The sequence below is a fragment of the Denitromonas ohlonensis genome (assembly GCF_007625205.1).
Lineage (GTDB): Bacteria > Pseudomonadota > Gammaproteobacteria > Burkholderiales > Rhodocyclaceae > Nitrogeniibacter > Nitrogeniibacter ohlonensis.
This window is the reverse complement of sequence record NZ_VMNI01000022.1, coordinates 14265-30695: the sequence shown is the minus strand read 5'-3', so window position 1 is coordinate 30695 and position 16431 is coordinate 14265. Positions and strand designations below refer to the sequence as shown.

Below are 16431 nucleotides of genomic sequence, written 5' to 3'. Positions count from 1 at the left end.
GCAGATGGCACAGTTCAGCGTCAACACACAGCGCTTCGACCCGTACAAGAACTTCAAATTCCGGGTCAAGTGGGACGGCCGCTACGTGGCCGGCGTCAGCAAGGTCGGGGCGCTCAAGCGCAGCACCGAGCTGGTCGAGCATCGCGAGGGCGGCGACCCGAGCACTTCGCGCAAGTCGCCGGGGCGCACCAAGTTCGAGGCCATCACGCTCGAGCGCGGCGTGACCCACGATGTCGAGTTCGAGCAGTGGGCCAACAAGGTGTGGAACTTCGGCTCCGGCCTGGGCGCCGAGGTCTCGCTCAAGGACTTCCGCAAGGACCTCATCATCGAGGTCTACAACGAGGCCGGGCAGCTCGTGCTGGCCTACAAGGTGTATCGCTGCTGGGTGTCTGAATATCAGGCCCTGCCCGATCTGGACGCCAACGCCAACGCCGTCGCCATCCAGACGCTCAAGCTGGAGAACGAGGGCTGGGAACGCGACTACGACGTGACCGAGCCGACCGAGCCGAGCTTCACCGAACCGGCCTGAGACCATGCTCGCCATCCGCCCGGAACGCCTCCTGTCGGTCTGGGAGCAGGGCGCACGACGCCATCCGATCGATCGCGCCTTGCTGCTCTACGCCCTGGCCGCGCCCGAGCAGCCGGCCGACCGTCTGGCCGATATGCCCATCGGCGCGCGTAACGCCGCGCTGATGGCGCTGCGCCGGGCCAGTTTCGGCGGGCATCTGGCGTCCTGGGTGGATTGCCCGGCCTGCGGCGAGCGCATGGAATTTGCGCTCGACGCGGCCGATCTGCCGCCCGCCCCGCCCTTCAGCACCGAGCCCATCGTGGTTGGCGGCCACCGCTTCCGTCGCCCGAGCAGCCGCCATCTGGCCGCTTTGGTGAATGCCGATGATCCCGAGTTGGCCGCGCGCCAGTTGCTGCGCGAGTGCGCCGAATCGGCCGAAGCCTTGCCGGACGATGAGGCCGCGCTGGCCGAGCTGCTCGACGCCGCCGAAGCTGCCATCGAAGCCGCCGACCCCTGGGCCGAGCTCTCGCTGGCCGTCGTCTGCCCCGCCTGCGCGCACCAGACCGAGGCCAGCTTCGACATCGCCAGCTATCTATGGGAAGAGCTCGACAGCCACGCCCGGCGCCTGCTCGACGACATCCACGCGCTGGCCGCTGCCTATGGCTGGACCGAGCCCGAGGTCCTCGCGCTCAGCGACACCCGCCGCGCCGCCTACCTTGCCCGGGTGCGGCCATGAGCGGCCTGTTCCGACGTCTCGCCCGCCACGCCACCGGCCAGCCGGTGGCCACGGTGCATGCCATGGCCCGGCTGCCGTTCCAGGCGCCGCCCCCCGTGTTGCCCACGGACGATGGCGCGGGGGCGCTGCTGGCGACGGGCGATACGACCGACTCGCCTGCCAGCAGGGTATCGGCCGTCGCCAGCCGTGACCGCGTCGCCCCGCCGCGACATGACGCGCCCAGGCGCCCGGCCGTGCAAACGCGCACCCCGGCCGATGTGCGGACGGTGGCCGACTCGTCTGAGCCCACGGAAGCGCAGCGTCTGGTGCCGGCGCCAACGAATGCCCCACAAACCGCAGGGCGCCTGTCCGATCCGCCCCCGGCGGCCCAGCCGAAGCCGGTTCGTCAGTATCCGCACCCGGCCGATGCGGGCGACGACGCATGGTCCGCCCCGTCGGCAACGCCCGAGCGCCTGCTCGACCGCGCCGCGCCGGCCACATTGGCTACATCGGCCCCGCGGGGCGCTAGTCCGCATCGTGCCGAAGGCAGTACGCCGGCCGGCAGCCCGACGCCTGACGCGCTGCCCGAGCCGCTGCTGCCGGCGCATGCGGCCACCGTCGCCCCGCGCACCACCGAGCCCGTGCGGCCCACGCCCGTCGCCGCCGAACCCACCGAAGTCCACGTCCACATCGGTCGCATCGAAGTCACCGCCGTGCAGGCCCCCGCGCCCGCCAAGCGCCCGGTGCGCAGCGGCCAGACACCGATGTCGCTGGACGCCTATCTGGCCAAGCGCCAGCGGAGCCCCTCATGAGTACCGCCTTGGCCATTGCCGGCGTCACCGCCGTGCTGCGCGACCGGCTCAATGATGGGCTGGTCAATCACAATGTGGCCGGCATGACCGGCAGCACCGTGTCGGTCACCGTCTTGCCGCCCGACCGCGTGGTTGCCACCGGCGGCACCGAGGCCAGCGGGCTCAACCTGTTCCTCTACCAGGTCACGCCCAACATCGGCTGGCGCAACGAGGGCCTGCCCTCGCGCGACCCCTCCGGTCGCCACCGCCTCAGCAACGCCCCGCTCGCGCTCGATCTGCACTACCTCATCTCGGCCTACAGCGGCGGCGACCTGCACGCCGAAATCCTGCTCGGCTACGCCATGCAGCTCATGCACGAGTTCCCGGTGCTGACGCGCGAGATGATCCAGACCGCGCTCAACCCCTCGCCCGATGTCGGCGTCGATCTGCCGCCGGCGCTGCGTGCGCTGGCCGAGTGCGGGCTGGCCGACCAGGTCGAGCAGCTCAAGATCACCCCGCAGTTCCTCAACACCGAAGAGATGTCCAAGCTGTGGACCGCCACCCAGGCCAACTACCGGCCCACAGCCGCCTACCAGGTTTCCGTGGTGCTGATCGAGGCCACCCGGCCGACCCGCCCGGGTTTGCCGGTGCTCAGCCGCGGCGAGGTCGATCCGGTCTCCGGCCGTGAGCGCGGCGTGGTCGTCACCCCCAGCCTGATTCCGCCGCTGCCCATGCTCGAAGCCGTGGTGCCGGCCGGCCACCAGCCGGTGGTGCGCCTTGGCGAATCGACCAGCCTCGAAGGCCATCACCTCGACGGCACGGCGCGCGAGGTGCATCTGCGCAACGAGCGCTTCGGTGTGGATGAACTGATCGCCGCCAGCGGCCCCAACGCCTCGGATCGCATGGTGCTGGTCATTCCGGTGTCGCGCGCGGCGGACTTCCCGGTGGGCGTGTATGACGTCACCGGCCATGTCATCCGCCCGGGCGACACCATCGCCCGCGAAACCAACCGCCTCGCCGCCATCGTCGCGCCCAACATCACCAATCTGCCGCAGGCGGTGGCGCGCGACGGCGCCGGCGACGCGCACATCACGCTCAACTTCACCCCCGCGCTGCGCCCCGGGCAGACCGTGTCGCTGCTCATCGGCCAGGTCGAAGTCGGCCCCGAGAGCTTCGTCGCGCCCACCACCACGCTCGACTTCATCGTCGAAGACGCCGACCCCGGCGCCCCGCTGGCGCGCCTGCGCATCGACGGCATCGAAAGCCCCGTGGCCGACCGCAGCACCACGCCGCCGACCTTCTTCAACCACCGCATCACCATCACCTGATCCGGCCATGAACGCCCCACTCGACCTCGACTGGACCACCGCCAACCAGCACCTGCTGGTGGCTGAGTTCGCCCGGCTCAGGGCGCGGCTGGGCGAGGGCGATGTGGCCGAGGCCGAGCAACAAGTCGAAAGCGCGGCGAACTGCCTGCCCAGCCCGTCGGCCATCGACACCCTGGTGACGCTGTTCGAGCTCAGTGACTTCGAGCGAGACCTGCTCCTGCTGGTGGCCGGCGCCGAGATGGATGCCCGCGTGGCGGCGCTGTGCGGCGAGGCGGCGGGCCAGCCGATGCGGCCCTGGGCCAGCTTCGGCCTCGCGCTGGCAGTGCTGCCCGACCCGCACTGGAGCGCGCTCACCCCGGTCGCACCGCTGCGGCGCTGGCGCTTGATCGAGGTCGACGAGAGCGCCGGCCTCACCGCCGGCCGCCTGCGGCTCGACGAGCGGGTGCTGCACTTCATCGCCGGCCTCAACTACCTCGACCACCGTCTGGCCGCCCTGCTAGACGCCGTGCCGCCGGCCAGCCTGATGGCCGAGGCCCACCGCGACATCGCCGAACGCGCGGCCGACCAACTCGCCGATCAGGCCGGCCGCCTGCCGACCGTGATGCTCTCCGGCGACGATACCGACGGCCAGCGCGATGTCGCTGCCACGCTGGCCCAGACGCTCGGCGTGGCGCTGTTCGCGCTGCGCGCCGCCGACATCCCTGCCGCGCCGCACGAACAGGCCTCCTTGGTCAGTCTGTGGCAGCGCGAAGCGGCCCTGCTCGGCGCGGGCTTGCTGATCGTGCAGGGCGACGATGCCCCCTCGGCCGCGCTCAGCCGCTTCATCCCGCAGATCGACGGGCTGCTCGTCGTCAGCGGTGCCCACGCCCCGCGCATCGATGGCGACAGCCTGCACTACTCGGTCAGCAAACTCGACGCCCCCGGCCAGCGTCAGCTCTGGCAAGCCGCCCTCGGTGATGCCGCCGACACGCTCGCCGACACACTCGACAGCCTCGCCAGCCAGTACCGCCTCGGCGCCCGGCGCATCGCCGCCTGCGCGCGTCAGGTCGACCGCAGCGATCCGGCCGATGCTGCCGCCACGCTGCACCGCCTCAGCCGCGGCGACGGCACGGCGCTGAGCGACATGGCGCAGCACATCGTGCCCTGCGCCACCTGGGACGACCTGATCCTGCCCGACGCCCAGCGCCGCACCCTGCAACAGCTCGCCGTGCATGCGCGCCACCGCATCACCGTGCATCACGACTGGGGCTTTGCCGGCAAGGGTGCGCGCGGCCTCGGTATTGCCACCTTGTTCAGCGGCGAGAGCGGCACCGGCAAAACCCTGGCCGCCGAAGTGCTGGCCGGCGAACTTGGTCTCGCGCTGTACCGCATCGACCTGTCGGCGGTGATCAGTAAATACATCGGCGAGACCGAAAAGAACCTGCGCAAGGTGTTTGACGCCGCCGAAGACATCGGCGCGCTGCTGCTCTTCGATGAAGCCGACGCGCTGTTCGGCAAGCGCAGCGAGGTCAAGGACAGCCACGACCGCTACGCCAACATCGAAGTCAGCTACCTGCTCCAGCGCATGGAGGCCTACCGCGGGCTGGCGATTCTCACCACCAACCACAAGACCGCGCTCGACACCGCCTTCCAGCGCCGGCTGCGCTTCGTGGTGCACTTCCCCTACCCCGACGCCGTCCAGCGCGAAGCCATCTGGCGCAGCATCTTCCCCGCCGCCACGCCGCTGGGCGATCTCGATTTCGTGAAACTGGCGCGCCTCAACGCTACCGGCGGCAACATCCGCAACATCGCGCTGTCGGCGGCCTTCCTTGCCGCCGAGGCCGGCACCCCGGTGAGCATGGCCCACTTGCTGCGCGCCGCCCACCTCGAAGCGGCCAAGCGTGAGAAGTCCCCCACCGACGCCGAAACACGGGGGTGGGTATGACCCGCCTCGTCCTCCACATCGACCGCCTGGTACTCACCGGTATCGACCGGCATGACGCCGACGCCGTCGCCGCCGGTGTGCAGGCCGAGCTGCAGCGCCTGCTCGCCCAGCCCGGTGCGCTCGGCACGCTGACGGGCGGAGGTGATCGAGCGCGCATCGGCGCCGGTCGCGTGGCCGTGGCCCATGGCGGCAACGGTTACGCCACGGGGCAGGCGATTGCCGGCGGCATCGCGCGGGGGGTCAAGCCATGAACCACACCACCGCCCTGCAGGCAACGCCCTCGGCGACGCCGGACAACACCGGCGTGCTGCAGCGCCAGTGCGCCTGCGGCGCGGCGGCGGGGCCGCTGAGCGGCGCGTGCGAAGACTGCACCCGCCAGCAGGCGCTCGGCCTGCAGCGCAAGCTGACCATCGGCCGCAGCGACGACCCGCTCGAAGCCGAGGCCGACCGCGTGGCCGCCGAAGTGATGCGCCCGCCCGCGCCCCGTCACCCCGGGCATGACCAGCCGGCCACCCGTGGCCTGACCACACCGCGCATCCAGCGCCGGGCGAGTGCGCCGGCAGGCACAGGCGCTGCGCCGCCGGCGGTGCACCGCACCCTCGCGGCGCCCGGCCGCCCGCTGGACCCGTCGCTGCGGCGCGTCTTCGAACCGCGTTTTGGCCGCGACTTCGGCGATGTCCGCATCCACACCGACGCGCAGGCCCACGCCTCGGCGCAGGCCGTGGGGGCGCGGGCCTACACGGTGGGCCGCCATGTCGCCTTTGCCGGCGGCCAGTACGCGCCCGGCACCCTCGCCGGGCGGCAGTTGCTCGCCCATGAGCTGACCCATGTCGTCCAGCAGCGCGGCGGGGCCGCCGTGCTGCGCCGCGCGCCGGCCCCCTCGCCGGTGCCCAGTGGTGTGCCGGGGGTCCCCGGCGGCACGCCGGCGCTGCCACCCGGTCGCATCCCCGGCATGCCGCCCACCGCCACGCCGAGCGCACCGCCGCCGGTGCCGGCCAGCGCCGTGTGCCCGGCCTGCGCCTGCACCGCCGATCAGGTAACGCGCATCGATGCCGCGCGCCGCAAGGCCCAGGGCGTGTTCGAACGCGCCGCCGACCTGCTGGCCAATCCCTCGCCGGTCATCGAGCGGCAGTTCGAGAACAGCTTCGGGTCGGGCAGCAACAGCGCAAAAACCCGCACCGATACCGCCGACCGTTACCGCGCCGCGGCCAGCTTTCTGGGGCAGAGCACGGTGTCCGATCCGCCCGGCTCGGGCACGGTGCATTGCGACCCGACCAACAGCACCGACCTGTGCGCCACCGGTGCCTCTGCCCACTACGGCCAGGGCCATATCGTGGTGTGCAGCGAGAATCCGTCGCCGAAGCAGATGCTCAATCCGCCCGAGGTGTCCACGGTCTATCGCACCGAGGGCGAAGTGGGCAGCACCGAAGGCGTCCGCCAGGTGCCCGATGCATCAGCCACCGAGGCCGCCCAGGCCGCCTCCGACGCGGGCTTTGCCACCCGGCTTACGGCGGTGATGGCGCACGAGGCCATCCATCACGTGGTGCAGCCTGGCATTGTCGATATTTACACCAACGAGCGCCTGTTCCAGTTCCTCGGCGCGGGGTCGAAGAAGCTCGATGTGGACCTCTCGCCGCTGGCGCTACAGAACCCCGACAGCCTGGTGCAGTTCGCGTTTCGCGGCGTGGTGGCCGAAGACGGCGGCAATGCGCTGCCGGGCGCCGAGGCGGCGCTGGAGGACTCCGAACAGCTCTCCGGCAAGCTCACCGTGCGACCGGTGCTCGGCCGCCGCCGGGCGCGCCTCAGCGTGGCGCTGGCCGAAGAGGCGATCGCCCAGGCCGGCGAGCGGCTCGGCGTGCTGCTGACGGAAGTCCAGTCAGTGCAGGGCGGGTCGAGCGGCTGGTCGCTCTTCCCTGCGTTGTCGCAGCAGGTGGTCACCGCGCTGACCACGCTGGGCAAGGAGACCGATTTCGGCCAGCCCGATGCCGTCGCGCTGGCGCGGCTGCAAGTGCTCGTCGATGCCTTCACGCGCCTGAGCACGGGCATCCACGACAAGAAAGTGGTGCTCGGGCGGCGCTTCGTGCTCGACAAGCCGGACAAGCGTATCGAGGTGGCCATCCCCGACTGGCGCAGCTTCCGCAAGCAGCCGGTCGGCGCGCAGCTGCCCGTGGTGCTCGGCGCGCTGCTCGACGAGGAGCCGGCCATCGCCGGACTCGACGCCTTCGTGCTCGATCTGGCCAAAACACGGGGCGGCATGGGACAGCTATGACGACATCACTCGCCCCCCTCAAAACGGCCCGGCCGGCGGCAACGACGACTTCGGCTTCGCATTCGGCGCCTTTCCTGCAGCGCAAGTGCGCCTGCGGCAACAGCACCAGCGCCGCGGACGGCGAATGCGAGGCCTGCAAGCAGCGCGAGGCCGTCGGCTTGCAGGCGCGGCTCAGCATCGGCGCCAGCCACGACCCGCTGGAGCATGAGGCCGATCGCGCCGCCGACCAGGTGATGCGCATGGGCGCTGTCGAGGGCGCCATCTCGCGCACCGGCACGCCCCGGCTTACCCGGCGTGGCCAGACGGCCAGCGCCCGTGCCGGCGCTGTCCCGGCCAGTGTGGATCGCACCCTCGGCCGCAGCGGCGAGCCGCTGGCCCCGAGTGCTCGCGCCTTCTTCGAGCCGCGCTTCGGTCACGACTTCAGTCGCGTCCGCGTACATCGCGACAGCGCGGCCGCCGCCTCGGCCCGTGAGGTGTCGGCCCACGCCTACACCGTTGGCCATCATCTGGTGTTCGCCACCGGCCGCTACGCGCCGGACACGGCGGCCGGGCAGGGCTTGCTCGCGCACGAGTTGGCCCATGTGGTGCAGCAAAGCGGCACCCTGCAGCGCAGCGCCGCCGCGCCCGAGCCGGAAACACGCAGCAACCGCCCGGAGGACGAAGAACCGCGCGCCCCGGAGCCCATGGACGAAGAGCCCGCCGAGGCGCATGCCGCCGGGGGCATCGGTGGCCCGATCAGCGAACGCTACGCCGCACCCTTCGACAGTTCGCTCGAGGGGGCGCCCTTGCCGATGGGCGTCGAGCGCGACGCTGTCGAGGCCGAACGCGCCTGCCTGGCCACCGCAGCGCCCGACCCGGCCGAATGCGATCCGGCAACGGCCCTCACCTGGGCCAATTTCAGCGGCCGGGCGCCACGGCGCAGCCGCTTCGGGGCCATGACAGCGTCCGGGCTGCGCGAGCGCGCCATCAACACCGCGCTGAGCCGCTGCGCCCCCTATACCCAGCCGAACACCCGCGGCGTGCAGGCCTTCTTCACACCGGGCCGATCCTGGGTCAAGCCGGAGTTCGCCAACGCGTCGGACCCGGCGCACAACGGCTGCAATCGCACCGTCGCCAGCTGCCAGACCTTTTTCGACCGCGAGGCGCGGGCGGGGCGGGTCGGCGGCACCTTCGGCATGAGCAGCGCGGCCAGCCGGACCTGCCCGGCCAGCGCGCGGGCGCGGGGTGACCAGGCCACCTCGCGCGCCGAGTGCGCCACCGTCGTGGCGCGCGATTGCAGTGACCGCGCCGGCGTCGAGTCGGGTCGTCTGCTGGCCCATGAGCAGGGCCACTTCAACCTCACCTGCGCCATGGCCCGCAAGGCCAACGGCATGCTGTCCACCGCGCCCAACTTCGACGCCCTGCTGCGCGCCGCGCGCACCACGCTGTCGCGCCAGCAGCGGCTCTACGACCGCCAGACCAATCACGGCTGCAACGCTGGCCAGCAATCGACCTGGGAGACGGCCATCGCCGGCGGCCTGCCGGCGGTGACGATCACCGTGCCGCGCGCACGGGGTGGCCGTGGCCGACGGAGGGGGCGATGAGCGCGCCGGCCCACACCCGGGTGCAACGCACCGGCCACGCGGCCGTACCGGCTGTCGCCGCCAACGTGCTGCGCCGCGCCGGGCGGCCGCTCGATGCGCTCACCCGGGCGGCCATGGAGCAGCGCTTCGGCACCGATCTGGGCGATATCCGTCTGCACACCGACGCCGCCGCGGCACAGTCCGCAGAGGCCCTGTCGGCGCGGGCCTACACCGTGGGGCGGCACATCGTGTTCGGGCCGGAGGGCTATGCGCCAAACGCCCCGGCCGGCCGGCAACGGCTGGCGCATGAGCTGACCCACGCGATCCAGCAGCGCCAGGGCGGTGGCGCCGATCTGAGCACCGCCCAGCGCGAGGGCGAGGCCCGGCGCGCGGCGCACAGCGTGGTCACCGGTGCGCCGATGCCGACGATCAGCGCCGCCAGCCCGGCGGTGTCGCGCGATCCGGTGCCGGGCACGGAAGATGACGCGTCCTTCCAGGCCTCGATGGCCGAGGCCACCTGCGACATCGGCACCCTGTGCCGGCTCAGCCTGCGTTCGCCCGAGGCGGTGAGCCGCACCCGCCTGCTGCAGATCTACCGTGCCTGTCACCCGGGCGTGAGCCTCGCCTCGCTGGTGGCCGGCAACCCCTGCCTGACGCCCAATTTCGGCCTGCCGCCGCGCAGCTCACGGCCGGGGCCGGTGGCGCCCGGTCCGCGCCGCGCACCGGGCACCACGCCGCCGGCCGGTGGCGCGCCGGCCCCGGCGACCGGCGGCGGGCTGTCGCTGCCCTCGACCACCATCGCCTTCAACCTCGGCGCGGCGGCGGTCACCATCGACCTGCCGGCGTCGCTGGCGGTGCGCCTGCCGGTGCCGTTCCGCGGGGCCGAGCGGGTGGTGTTCTCGCTCAACGCCAGCCCCAGTGAGTTTTCCTTCAGCGTCACCGTCAATGCCGTGCCGCATGTGCGCATCATCGCCCGCGCCAGCATGACCACCGAGGGCCGGGGTTCGGCCGGGCTGACGGTGCAGACCACGCGCACCGTGTGCCGGGCCGTGGACCCGGCCGCCGCGCGCTCGGCGCTGCAGGCGGCCGGCACCCGCCTGCGCGACGCGATCCAGGCAGTGCAGACCCCACCGCCACCCGACCCCGAGGCCAGCGAGCTGTCGCGCACCTTCGCCCCGCAGGCGCGCTACGCCGAGGTGGTCGCTGCCATGGCCAATGTGCATTCCGAGATCGAGCGCGTTGGCGCGCCCTGCCGCGAGGTGCCGGTGGCCGAATTCGAATTTGGCGCGCAGGGCCAACTGACCACGCCCGATACCCCACCCACGCCGGGCAGCTTGCCGCCGGCCAACTTCATCGGCGGCTCACTGCGGTTTCGCTTCTAGGAGACACCATGCGCGACCACAGCCCATCTCCCCAACTCGTCGAAAGCGGTATCGCGTCGGCCGGCGCTGTCATGGCGCGCGGACGTGCCGCGCTGAACAACTGCGGGCCTGAAGGAGGGACGTCATGACCTATACCTATCGCGGCGGCCAGAAACTCGAACTGGCCAAGCGCCCCGACGCCTTCGTGGCGCGGGCGCTGCCCGACGCGCTGCAGCGGGCGGGCATTGCTGACGATGCCGAGCAGGTGTCTTCGGGGTCTTCGCGGGTGCGGGCCCGGGCGCAGGATCTCGATGCGATGATGGCCAGGTCGCGGGCGCTGGGGCCGACCCACCACGCCTACCAGATGGCGGACACGGGTGAGGACTTCCTGATCACCGACCGCGTTTTCGTCACTTTCAAGACGGCGCTGACGAACGATCAGGTGGCCGAGTTTGCCGGGCGCTACGGCTTGTTGCTGCGCGAGCGTTACACCGAGCGCGACTATCTTTTTCAGCTCACCGAGCATACCGGCATGAACCCGGTGAAGCTGGTGGTCGAGCTGACCGAGAACGACGCGCGCGTCGCGTTGGCCGAGAACGACCTCAACTATCTGGTCACCAAATACGAGCTGTCGCCGCCGAGTGATCCGGACTACGCCAGCCAGTGGCATCTGCATGGCCACTTCTTCCACCCCGAGGTCGATCCACGCGCCAATGCGCGCTGCGAGGCGGCATGGCATCTGCTCGACAGCTTCGGCAGCCCGGAGGTGGTGGTCGGGGTGACGGACGATGGCTGCAAGCTCGACCACCCCGATTTCGACTCGCCCGGCAAGTTCGCCGCCTGGGGCTACTTCGCCGGCACTCGGCTGGTTACCAGTCGCGATGTCGATGCCCAGCCCGCGGGCATGTATCAGACCGGCGCCAACCACGGCACCTCCTGCGCGGGCGTGATTGCCGGCGAGGCCGACGCGGTGCTCACGGTGGGCGCGGCGCCGGGCTGCCGGTTGCTGCCGATCAAGTGGGAGTCGCAAGGCCCGTCGCTGCTCATCAATGATTCGAAGATGCTGTCGGCGCTGAGCTTTGTGGCCGACAAGGTGGATGTGCTGTCCAACTCTTGGGGCAGCGTGCCGCGTTTCCTGTTTGCCACCGCCGTCATCAACCGCCTGTCGCAGCTGGCGGTCAGCGGCGGGCGGCGCGGGCGGGGTATTTTGTTGCTGTGGGCGGCGGGCAACGAGAACTGCCCGATCCAGCATGAGGCGGATGTCGATGTGCCCTATACGCACGGCTGGGAGTTTGCCAACGGCGCGTGGCGCTGGGCCGGGCCGGCGAGGACGCGCCGCTTTGTTAACAACATGGTCGACGTACCGGGCCTGCTGCATGTGGCGGCCTTGGCCAGCACCGCGCAGCGCAGCCATTATTCCAACTACGGCACCGGCATCGAGATTTGCGCGCCGTCGAGCAACAGCCACGCTTATTTCCGGATGCCGGTGGCCGGCCGGGGCATCACCACCGCCACCGGCGAGAGCGGACTGCTCACCCATGACTTTGGCGGCACCTCCAGCGCCACCCCGCTGGTGGCCGGCATCGCCGCGCTGGTGCTGTCGGCCCACCCGGAACTGAGCGCGCTGGAGCTGGGCTCGGTGCTGCGCCGCACGGCGGCCAAGGATCTCGACACCACGCCCTATCCGCGCACGCCTGCGGCCAACTTCGACCCCAATCCGAGTTGGGATGTGTCGCCGATTGCCCCCTTCGACAGCGGCGACTTTGTCGACATCGGCCATGCCGACGGCAGCTGGAGCCCGTGGTTTGGCCATGGCCGGGTCGATGCCGAGCAGGCCGTGGCGCTGGCCCTGCAACTGCGCGGCGGGGGCGAGACCCCCGCGCCCGCGCCCGACAACCGCTGGAGCTCGCGCCCCGGCATCGCGATCCCCGACAACCGCCCCGGCGGCATCGCCGACACCCTGCAGGTGGACACCGTTGGCCAGGTCAGCTTCGTGCGCGTGTCGGTGGATATCCGCCACTCTTACATCGGCGATCTGGTGGTGACGCTGGGCGCGCCCTCGGGTCACGAGGTGGTGTTGCATGAGCGTGCCGGCGGCGGCCGCGACGATCTGGCGGCCACTTGGGAGGCGGCGACGCTGCCAGCCTTGCGCGGCTTTGAAGGCGAGGACGCGGCCGGGGCGTGGACGTTGTCGGTGCGCGACGAGGCGGCCGTCGACACCGGCCGGCTGGAGGAATGGTCGCTGGAACTGGGCGTGCTCGTACCGCCGCGCACGGTGTTCGTCGAAGACGCGCCGGGCATGGCGATTCCCGACAACCGCGCGGCCGGCATCACACGGACGCTGGCGGTGAGCGAGGCAGGCGCGATCGCCGCCATCGCGGTGGCGCTCGACATCACCCACACCTATATCGGCGATCTGCGCGTCACCCTGCACTCGCCGGGCGGCACCGCCGTGGTACTGCACAGCCGCAGCGGCGGCGGCACCGATAACCTGCGCGCCACCTATGCCTCGGCCGACGTGGCCGTGTTGCAGGCGCTGGCCGGCGAGCCCATCGCCGGCACCTGGAAGTTGCAGGTGCAGGACCTGGCGGCGCGCGATGTTGGCAAGCTCAACCGCTGGTCGCTCGACATCACCTTGCAGGCGGCGGCGCCTGCGACCGCGCGGCCCAAGAAGAAAGCGGCCACCAAGGCGAAAGCGCCGGCCAAGGCATCGGCCAGCCGCGCCAAAGCCACCAAGCCCAAGCGCGCCAAGGCGAAGGCCAAATAGGGAACCATCATGAGCGGCTACAGCCAGTCTCCCCGTATCGTCAAAGGCGGCATCGTGCTGATCGACCCGCAGTCCGCGCAGGTCAGGCGGGTGATCGCGCTGCAGTACAACCCCGAAAAACTCTCGCGCAGCCTGCAGGTGCAGGGCGCGGGCGAGGGGGCGGAACGCTCGGAGGCGCTGCGGCTCAAGGGCCCGGCGATCGAGACCTTCCGCCTGGAGGCCGACATCGACGCCGCCGACCAGCTCGAATTCCCCGACCAGCATGCCAACGTGGTCGCTGCCGGTATTGCGCCACAGCTGGCGGTGCTCGAATCGCTGGTCAACCCGACCGCCGCCGACCTGCTCGCGGGCAAGGCGCTGGCCGCCGCCGGCACGCTGGAGATCGCGGCCATGGAGTCGGCGCTGGCGCTGTTCGTGTGGGGCGCGCAACGCATCGCGCCGGTGCGGGTGACTGATTTTTCCATCTCCGAAGAGGCCTTCGACCCCGCGCTCAACCCGATCAACGCCAAGGTCAATCTGAGCCTGCGCGTGCTGTCCATCGACGACCTGGGCTTCGATCACAAGGGCGGCGGGCTGTTCATGGCCTATCTGCAATCGCGCGAAAAACTGGCGAGCAAGGCCGCGACTTTCGGCTTTGACGCCCTGGGTATTGGAGGACTGCCATGACCGATCCGCTCAAGGCCTTCATGCAGGCCAATGCGCTGACCGCGCCGAGCTTTGCGCCCGACAGCCGCTATCACGGCCTCGACACCGCGCAGTGGACCCGGCCCGACGGCGAGGCGGTGACCTATGTGCGCCGCCGCTTCATCCCGCCGCCCGATAACTTCGCGACGCTGCAGGAACACCGCGTCGAGAGCGGCGACCGGCTCGACAACCTCGCCGCCCAGTACCTTGGCGATCCACAGCAGTACTGGCGCCTGTGCGATGGCAACGGCGCGGTGCGCCCCGACGACCTGACCGATACCGTCGGCCGGCGGCTGCGCATCACGCTGCCCGAGGGTGTGCCGGGAGGCAGCGGTGAGTAGCAGCGCCATTCACCTCTCGCTGTTGATCGGCCCGGTGATCCCGATCCCGGTGCCGGCGATGATGATCGACGCGCTCGAATCGGTCACCGCCACCACCTCGGCGGGCGCGGCCAGCGGCTTTCAGCTGCGCTTCAAGATCAACAGCAAGTCCGAGCTGAACACCATTTTCCTGATCGCCGTGGGGCAGAACACCTCGGCCGGCACGCCGCCGCTGCGCGTGGTGCTGATCGTCACGCTCGGCGGGCGGCCGCAGCCGCTGTTCGACGGCGTGGTCACCAATGTGGAGGTGCAGGCCGGCAGTCAGGGCCAGCCGGGCAGCATCACCGTGACGGGTGAGGATCTGTCCAAGGTGATGGACATGATCGACTTCTCCGGTCTGCCCTATCCGGCCATGCCGCTGGAGGCGCGATTTGCGCTCATCTGCGCCAAATATGCCGCCTTCGGCATCATTCCGCTGCCGATTCCGGCCTTTTTCCCCGATGTGCCGATCCCGATCCAGCGCATCCCGGCGCAGCAGGGCACTGATCTGGCCTACATCCAGCAGATGGCCGAGGAGGTCGGGCATGTGTTCTACATCGAGCCCGGCGAGGTGCCGATGACCAACATCGCCTACTTCGGGCCCGAGATCAAAGTCGGCCCGCCGCAGCCGGCGCTCAACATCGACATGGACGCGCACACCAATGTCGAGTCGCTCAACTTCAGCTTCGACCCGACCAAGGGCGTGCTGCCGATCGTCTTCATTCAGAACCAGATGACGCGGGTTCCGATCCCGATTCCCATCCCCAACCTCAACCCGCTGCAACCGCCGCTGGGCGTGCTCAGCACGCCACTGGCCAATATCAAGATGATGAAAGACACCGCCAGCATGAACCCCATGCAGGCCATCTCGCGCGGCCTCGCTGAAGCCAAGAAATCGCAGGACTCGGTCAGCGGCTCGGGCTCGCTCGACGTGCTGCGCTACGGCCGCATGCTCAAGGCCCGCAAGCTGGTCGGCGTGCGCGGCGCCGGCATCGCCTACGACGGCCTGTACTACGTGAGCAGCGTCACCAGCACGCTCAAGCGCGGCGAGTTCAAGCAGAGCTTCAACCTGACGCGCAACGGACTGATCTCGATTACACCGACGGTGCCGGCATGAGACACGACCGCTTCCCGCGTAGCCCGGACGCAGCGCAGCGGAATCCGGGGACCCCGGTTCAAACGGGCAGCGCTGCCTTGGGGCTACGTGCGGATCTCGACCATGCCGGCTTGAGACACGACCGCCACCCGCTCTGGCGTAGCCCGGATGCAGGCCAAAGGCCGGAATCCGGGATCGGTGTGGCGATCGGGGACGATGTTTCGATGTGGGGCGGTGTGCCCGATCGGGCCGGTGTCCCCGGATTCCGCTGCGCTGCATCCGGGCTACGCCAGAACGGGCGACGCATCAAGGAGGGACGATGAGCCAGAAGTTCTACGGAAAATATCGCGGCCGCGTGGTGACCAATATCGACCCCATGCAGGAGGGGCGGCTTTTCGTCGAAGTGCTCGATGTGGGCGGCCTCATCCCCACCGCTTGGGCCATGCCCTGCGTGCCCGTGGCTGGCACCCAGAACGGCATGTTCGCGCTGCCCGAGATGAATTCCGGCGTGTGGATCGAGTTCGAACAGGGCAACCCCGAAAAGCCGATCTGGGTCGGCTGCTACTGGGGCAGCGCCGCCGAAGTGCCGGTGCTCGCCCGCGCCACGCCGCCGCCCTTCCAGGCCATCACCTTCCAGACCTTCGCGCAGAACGGCCTGACCATCTCCGACATGCCCGGCCCGACCGGCGGCATCATGCTCAAGAGCGCCACTGGCGCCACGCTGATCGTGAACGACACCGGCATCTACATCCAGAACGGCAAGGGCGCGATGATCACGCTGGTCGGCCCGACCGTGACGATCAACAACGGCGCGTTGACGGTCATATGAACAGCCCCCACGCAAACGTTCGCGAAGGGTCGGCTTTGCTCCGCCGACCCGTGTGCCATTCGGCGGGCGCGGGCCACAGAGATGCCGGGGCGACGGCGGATGCGCTTTGCTTATCCGCCCTACGGATCGCGGTGCACCACGTAGGTTGGGTTGAGCGCAGCGAAGCCCAACAGACGAAGTGCCAGACAGGAACGCTGCATGTTGGGCTTCCTTCGTCAGCCCAACCTACGCCCGCTGC

General features: G+C 70.4%; 14 protein-coding genes. All 14 read left to right on the top strand.

All coding sequences use genetic code 11. The annotated features are described in order from the left end of the window. Positions 1–4 precede the first annotated feature (4 nt). The 14 genes from FHP89_RS19210 (at position 5) to FHP89_RS19145 (ending at position 16193) form a co-directional block, all read left to right on the top strand. Complete coding sequence (locus FHP89_RS19210; protein WP_144176076.1) at positions 5–529, top strand: phage tail protein; 525 nt, start codon at positions 5–7, stop codon at positions 527–529. 4 nt (positions 530–533) lie between these two features. Next, positions 534–1244: a hypothetical protein gene (locus FHP89_RS19205; protein ID WP_144176075.1), complete on the top strand. Its 711-nt coding sequence runs from the start codon at positions 534–536 to the stop codon at positions 1242–1244. Continuing rightward, positions 1241–2035 (top strand): hypothetical protein, encoded by a 795-nt coding sequence (locus FHP89_RS19200; RefSeq protein WP_144176074.1) that lies wholly within the window; start codon positions 1241–1243, stop codon positions 2033–2035. The genes FHP89_RS19205 and FHP89_RS19200 overlap by 4 nt, the downstream gene beginning before the upstream one ends. Next, positions 2032–3342, top strand: coding sequence for a DUF4255 domain-containing protein (locus tag FHP89_RS19195; protein ID WP_144176073.1), 1311 nt, complete (start codon positions 2032–2034; stop codon positions 3340–3342). The genes FHP89_RS19200 and FHP89_RS19195 overlap by 4 nt, the downstream gene beginning before the upstream one ends. 7 nt (positions 3343–3349) lie before the next feature. After that, positions 3350–5266, top strand: coding sequence for an ATP-binding protein (locus FHP89_RS19190; RefSeq protein WP_144176072.1), 1917 nt, complete (start codon positions 3350–3352; stop codon positions 5264–5266). Beyond that, complete coding sequence (locus tag FHP89_RS19185; RefSeq protein WP_144176071.1) at positions 5263–5517, top strand: hypothetical protein; 255 nt, start codon at positions 5263–5265, stop codon at positions 5515–5517. The genes FHP89_RS19190 and FHP89_RS19185 overlap by 4 nt, the downstream gene beginning before the upstream one ends. Beyond that, a complete protein-coding gene (locus FHP89_RS19180) occupies positions 5514–7535 on the top strand; it encodes an eCIS core domain-containing protein (protein WP_222105450.1) in 2022 nt (673 codons plus the stop codon). The genes FHP89_RS19185 and FHP89_RS19180 overlap by 4 nt, the downstream gene beginning before the upstream one ends. Then, positions 7532–9118, top strand: a complete 1587-nt coding sequence (locus tag FHP89_RS21105) for an eCIS core domain-containing protein (protein ID WP_222105449.1) — start codon at positions 7532–7534, stop codon at positions 9116–9118. Before FHP89_RS19180 ends, FHP89_RS21105 begins: the two co-directional genes overlap by 4 nt. Beyond that, entirely contained in the window at positions 9115–10479 is a 1365-nt protein-coding gene (locus tag FHP89_RS21100; RefSeq protein ID WP_222105448.1) for an eCIS core domain-containing protein, read from the top strand. Before FHP89_RS21105 ends, FHP89_RS21100 begins: the two co-directional genes overlap by 4 nt. A gap of 124 nt (positions 10480–10603) precedes the next feature. Further along, positions 10604–13225, top strand: coding sequence for a proprotein convertase P-domain-containing protein (locus tag FHP89_RS19165; protein WP_144176070.1), 2622 nt, complete (start codon positions 10604–10606; stop codon positions 13223–13225). A gap of 9 nt (positions 13226–13234) precedes the next feature. After that, on the top strand, positions 13235–13891 hold the full coding sequence (locus FHP89_RS19160) for a hypothetical protein (RefSeq protein ID WP_144176069.1): 657 nt from the start codon (positions 13235–13237) through the stop codon (positions 13889–13891). Further along, on the top strand, positions 13888–14250 hold the full coding sequence (locus FHP89_RS19155) for a LysM domain-containing protein (RefSeq protein ID WP_144176068.1): 363 nt from the start codon (positions 13888–13890) through the stop codon (positions 14248–14250). Before FHP89_RS19160 ends, FHP89_RS19155 begins: the two co-directional genes overlap by 4 nt. After that, entirely contained in the window at positions 14243–15385 is a 1143-nt protein-coding gene (locus tag FHP89_RS19150) for a hypothetical protein (RefSeq protein ID WP_144176067.1), read from the top strand. Before FHP89_RS19155 ends, FHP89_RS19150 begins: the two co-directional genes overlap by 8 nt. Before the next feature lie 298 nt (positions 15386–15683). Then, the gene (locus FHP89_RS19145; protein WP_144176066.1) at positions 15684–16193 is read left to right on the top strand and encodes a phage baseplate assembly protein V; all 510 of its coding nucleotides are present in this window, start codon (positions 15684–15686) and stop codon (positions 16191–16193) included. Positions 16194–16431 lie beyond the last annotated feature (238 nt).

Bases quoted from the DNA above. Each gene is read 5' to 3' on its own strand.
- FHP89_RS19210 (WP_144176076.1), top strand. From the start codon at position 5: ATGGCACAGTTCAGCGTCAACACACAGCGCTTCGACCCGTACAAGAAC.
- FHP89_RS19205 (WP_144176075.1), top strand. From the start codon at position 534: ATGCTCGCCATCCGCCCGGAACGCCTCCTGTCGGTCTGGGAGCAGGGC.
- FHP89_RS19200 (WP_144176074.1), top strand. From the start codon at position 1,241: ATGAGCGGCCTGTTCCGACGTCTCGCCCGCCACGCCACCGGCCAGCCG.
- FHP89_RS19195 (WP_144176073.1), top strand. From the start codon at position 2,032: ATGAGTACCGCCTTGGCCATTGCCGGCGTCACCGCCGTGCTGCGCGAC.
- FHP89_RS19190 (WP_144176072.1), top strand. From the start codon at position 3,350: ATGAACGCCCCACTCGACCTCGACTGGACCACCGCCAACCAGCACCTG.
- FHP89_RS19185 (WP_144176071.1), top strand. From the start codon at position 5,263: ATGACCCGCCTCGTCCTCCACATCGACCGCCTGGTACTCACCGGTATC.
- FHP89_RS19180 (WP_222105450.1), top strand. From the start codon at position 5,514: ATGAACCACACCACCGCCCTGCAGGCAACGCCCTCGGCGACGCCGGAC.
- FHP89_RS21105 (WP_222105449.1), top strand. From the start codon at position 7,532: ATGACGACATCACTCGCCCCCCTCAAAACGGCCCGGCCGGCGGCAACG.
- FHP89_RS21100 (WP_222105448.1), top strand. From the start codon at position 9,115: ATGAGCGCGCCGGCCCACACCCGGGTGCAACGCACCGGCCACGCGGCC.
- FHP89_RS19165 (WP_144176070.1), top strand. From the start codon at position 10,604: ATGACCTATACCTATCGCGGCGGCCAGAAACTCGAACTGGCCAAGCGC.
- FHP89_RS19160 (WP_144176069.1), top strand. From the start codon at position 13,235: ATGAGCGGCTACAGCCAGTCTCCCCGTATCGTCAAAGGCGGCATCGTG.
- FHP89_RS19155 (WP_144176068.1), top strand. From the start codon at position 13,888: ATGACCGATCCGCTCAAGGCCTTCATGCAGGCCAATGCGCTGACCGCG.
- FHP89_RS19145 (WP_144176066.1), top strand. From the start codon at position 15,684: ATGAGCCAGAAGTTCTACGGAAAATATCGCGGCCGCGTGGTGACCAAT.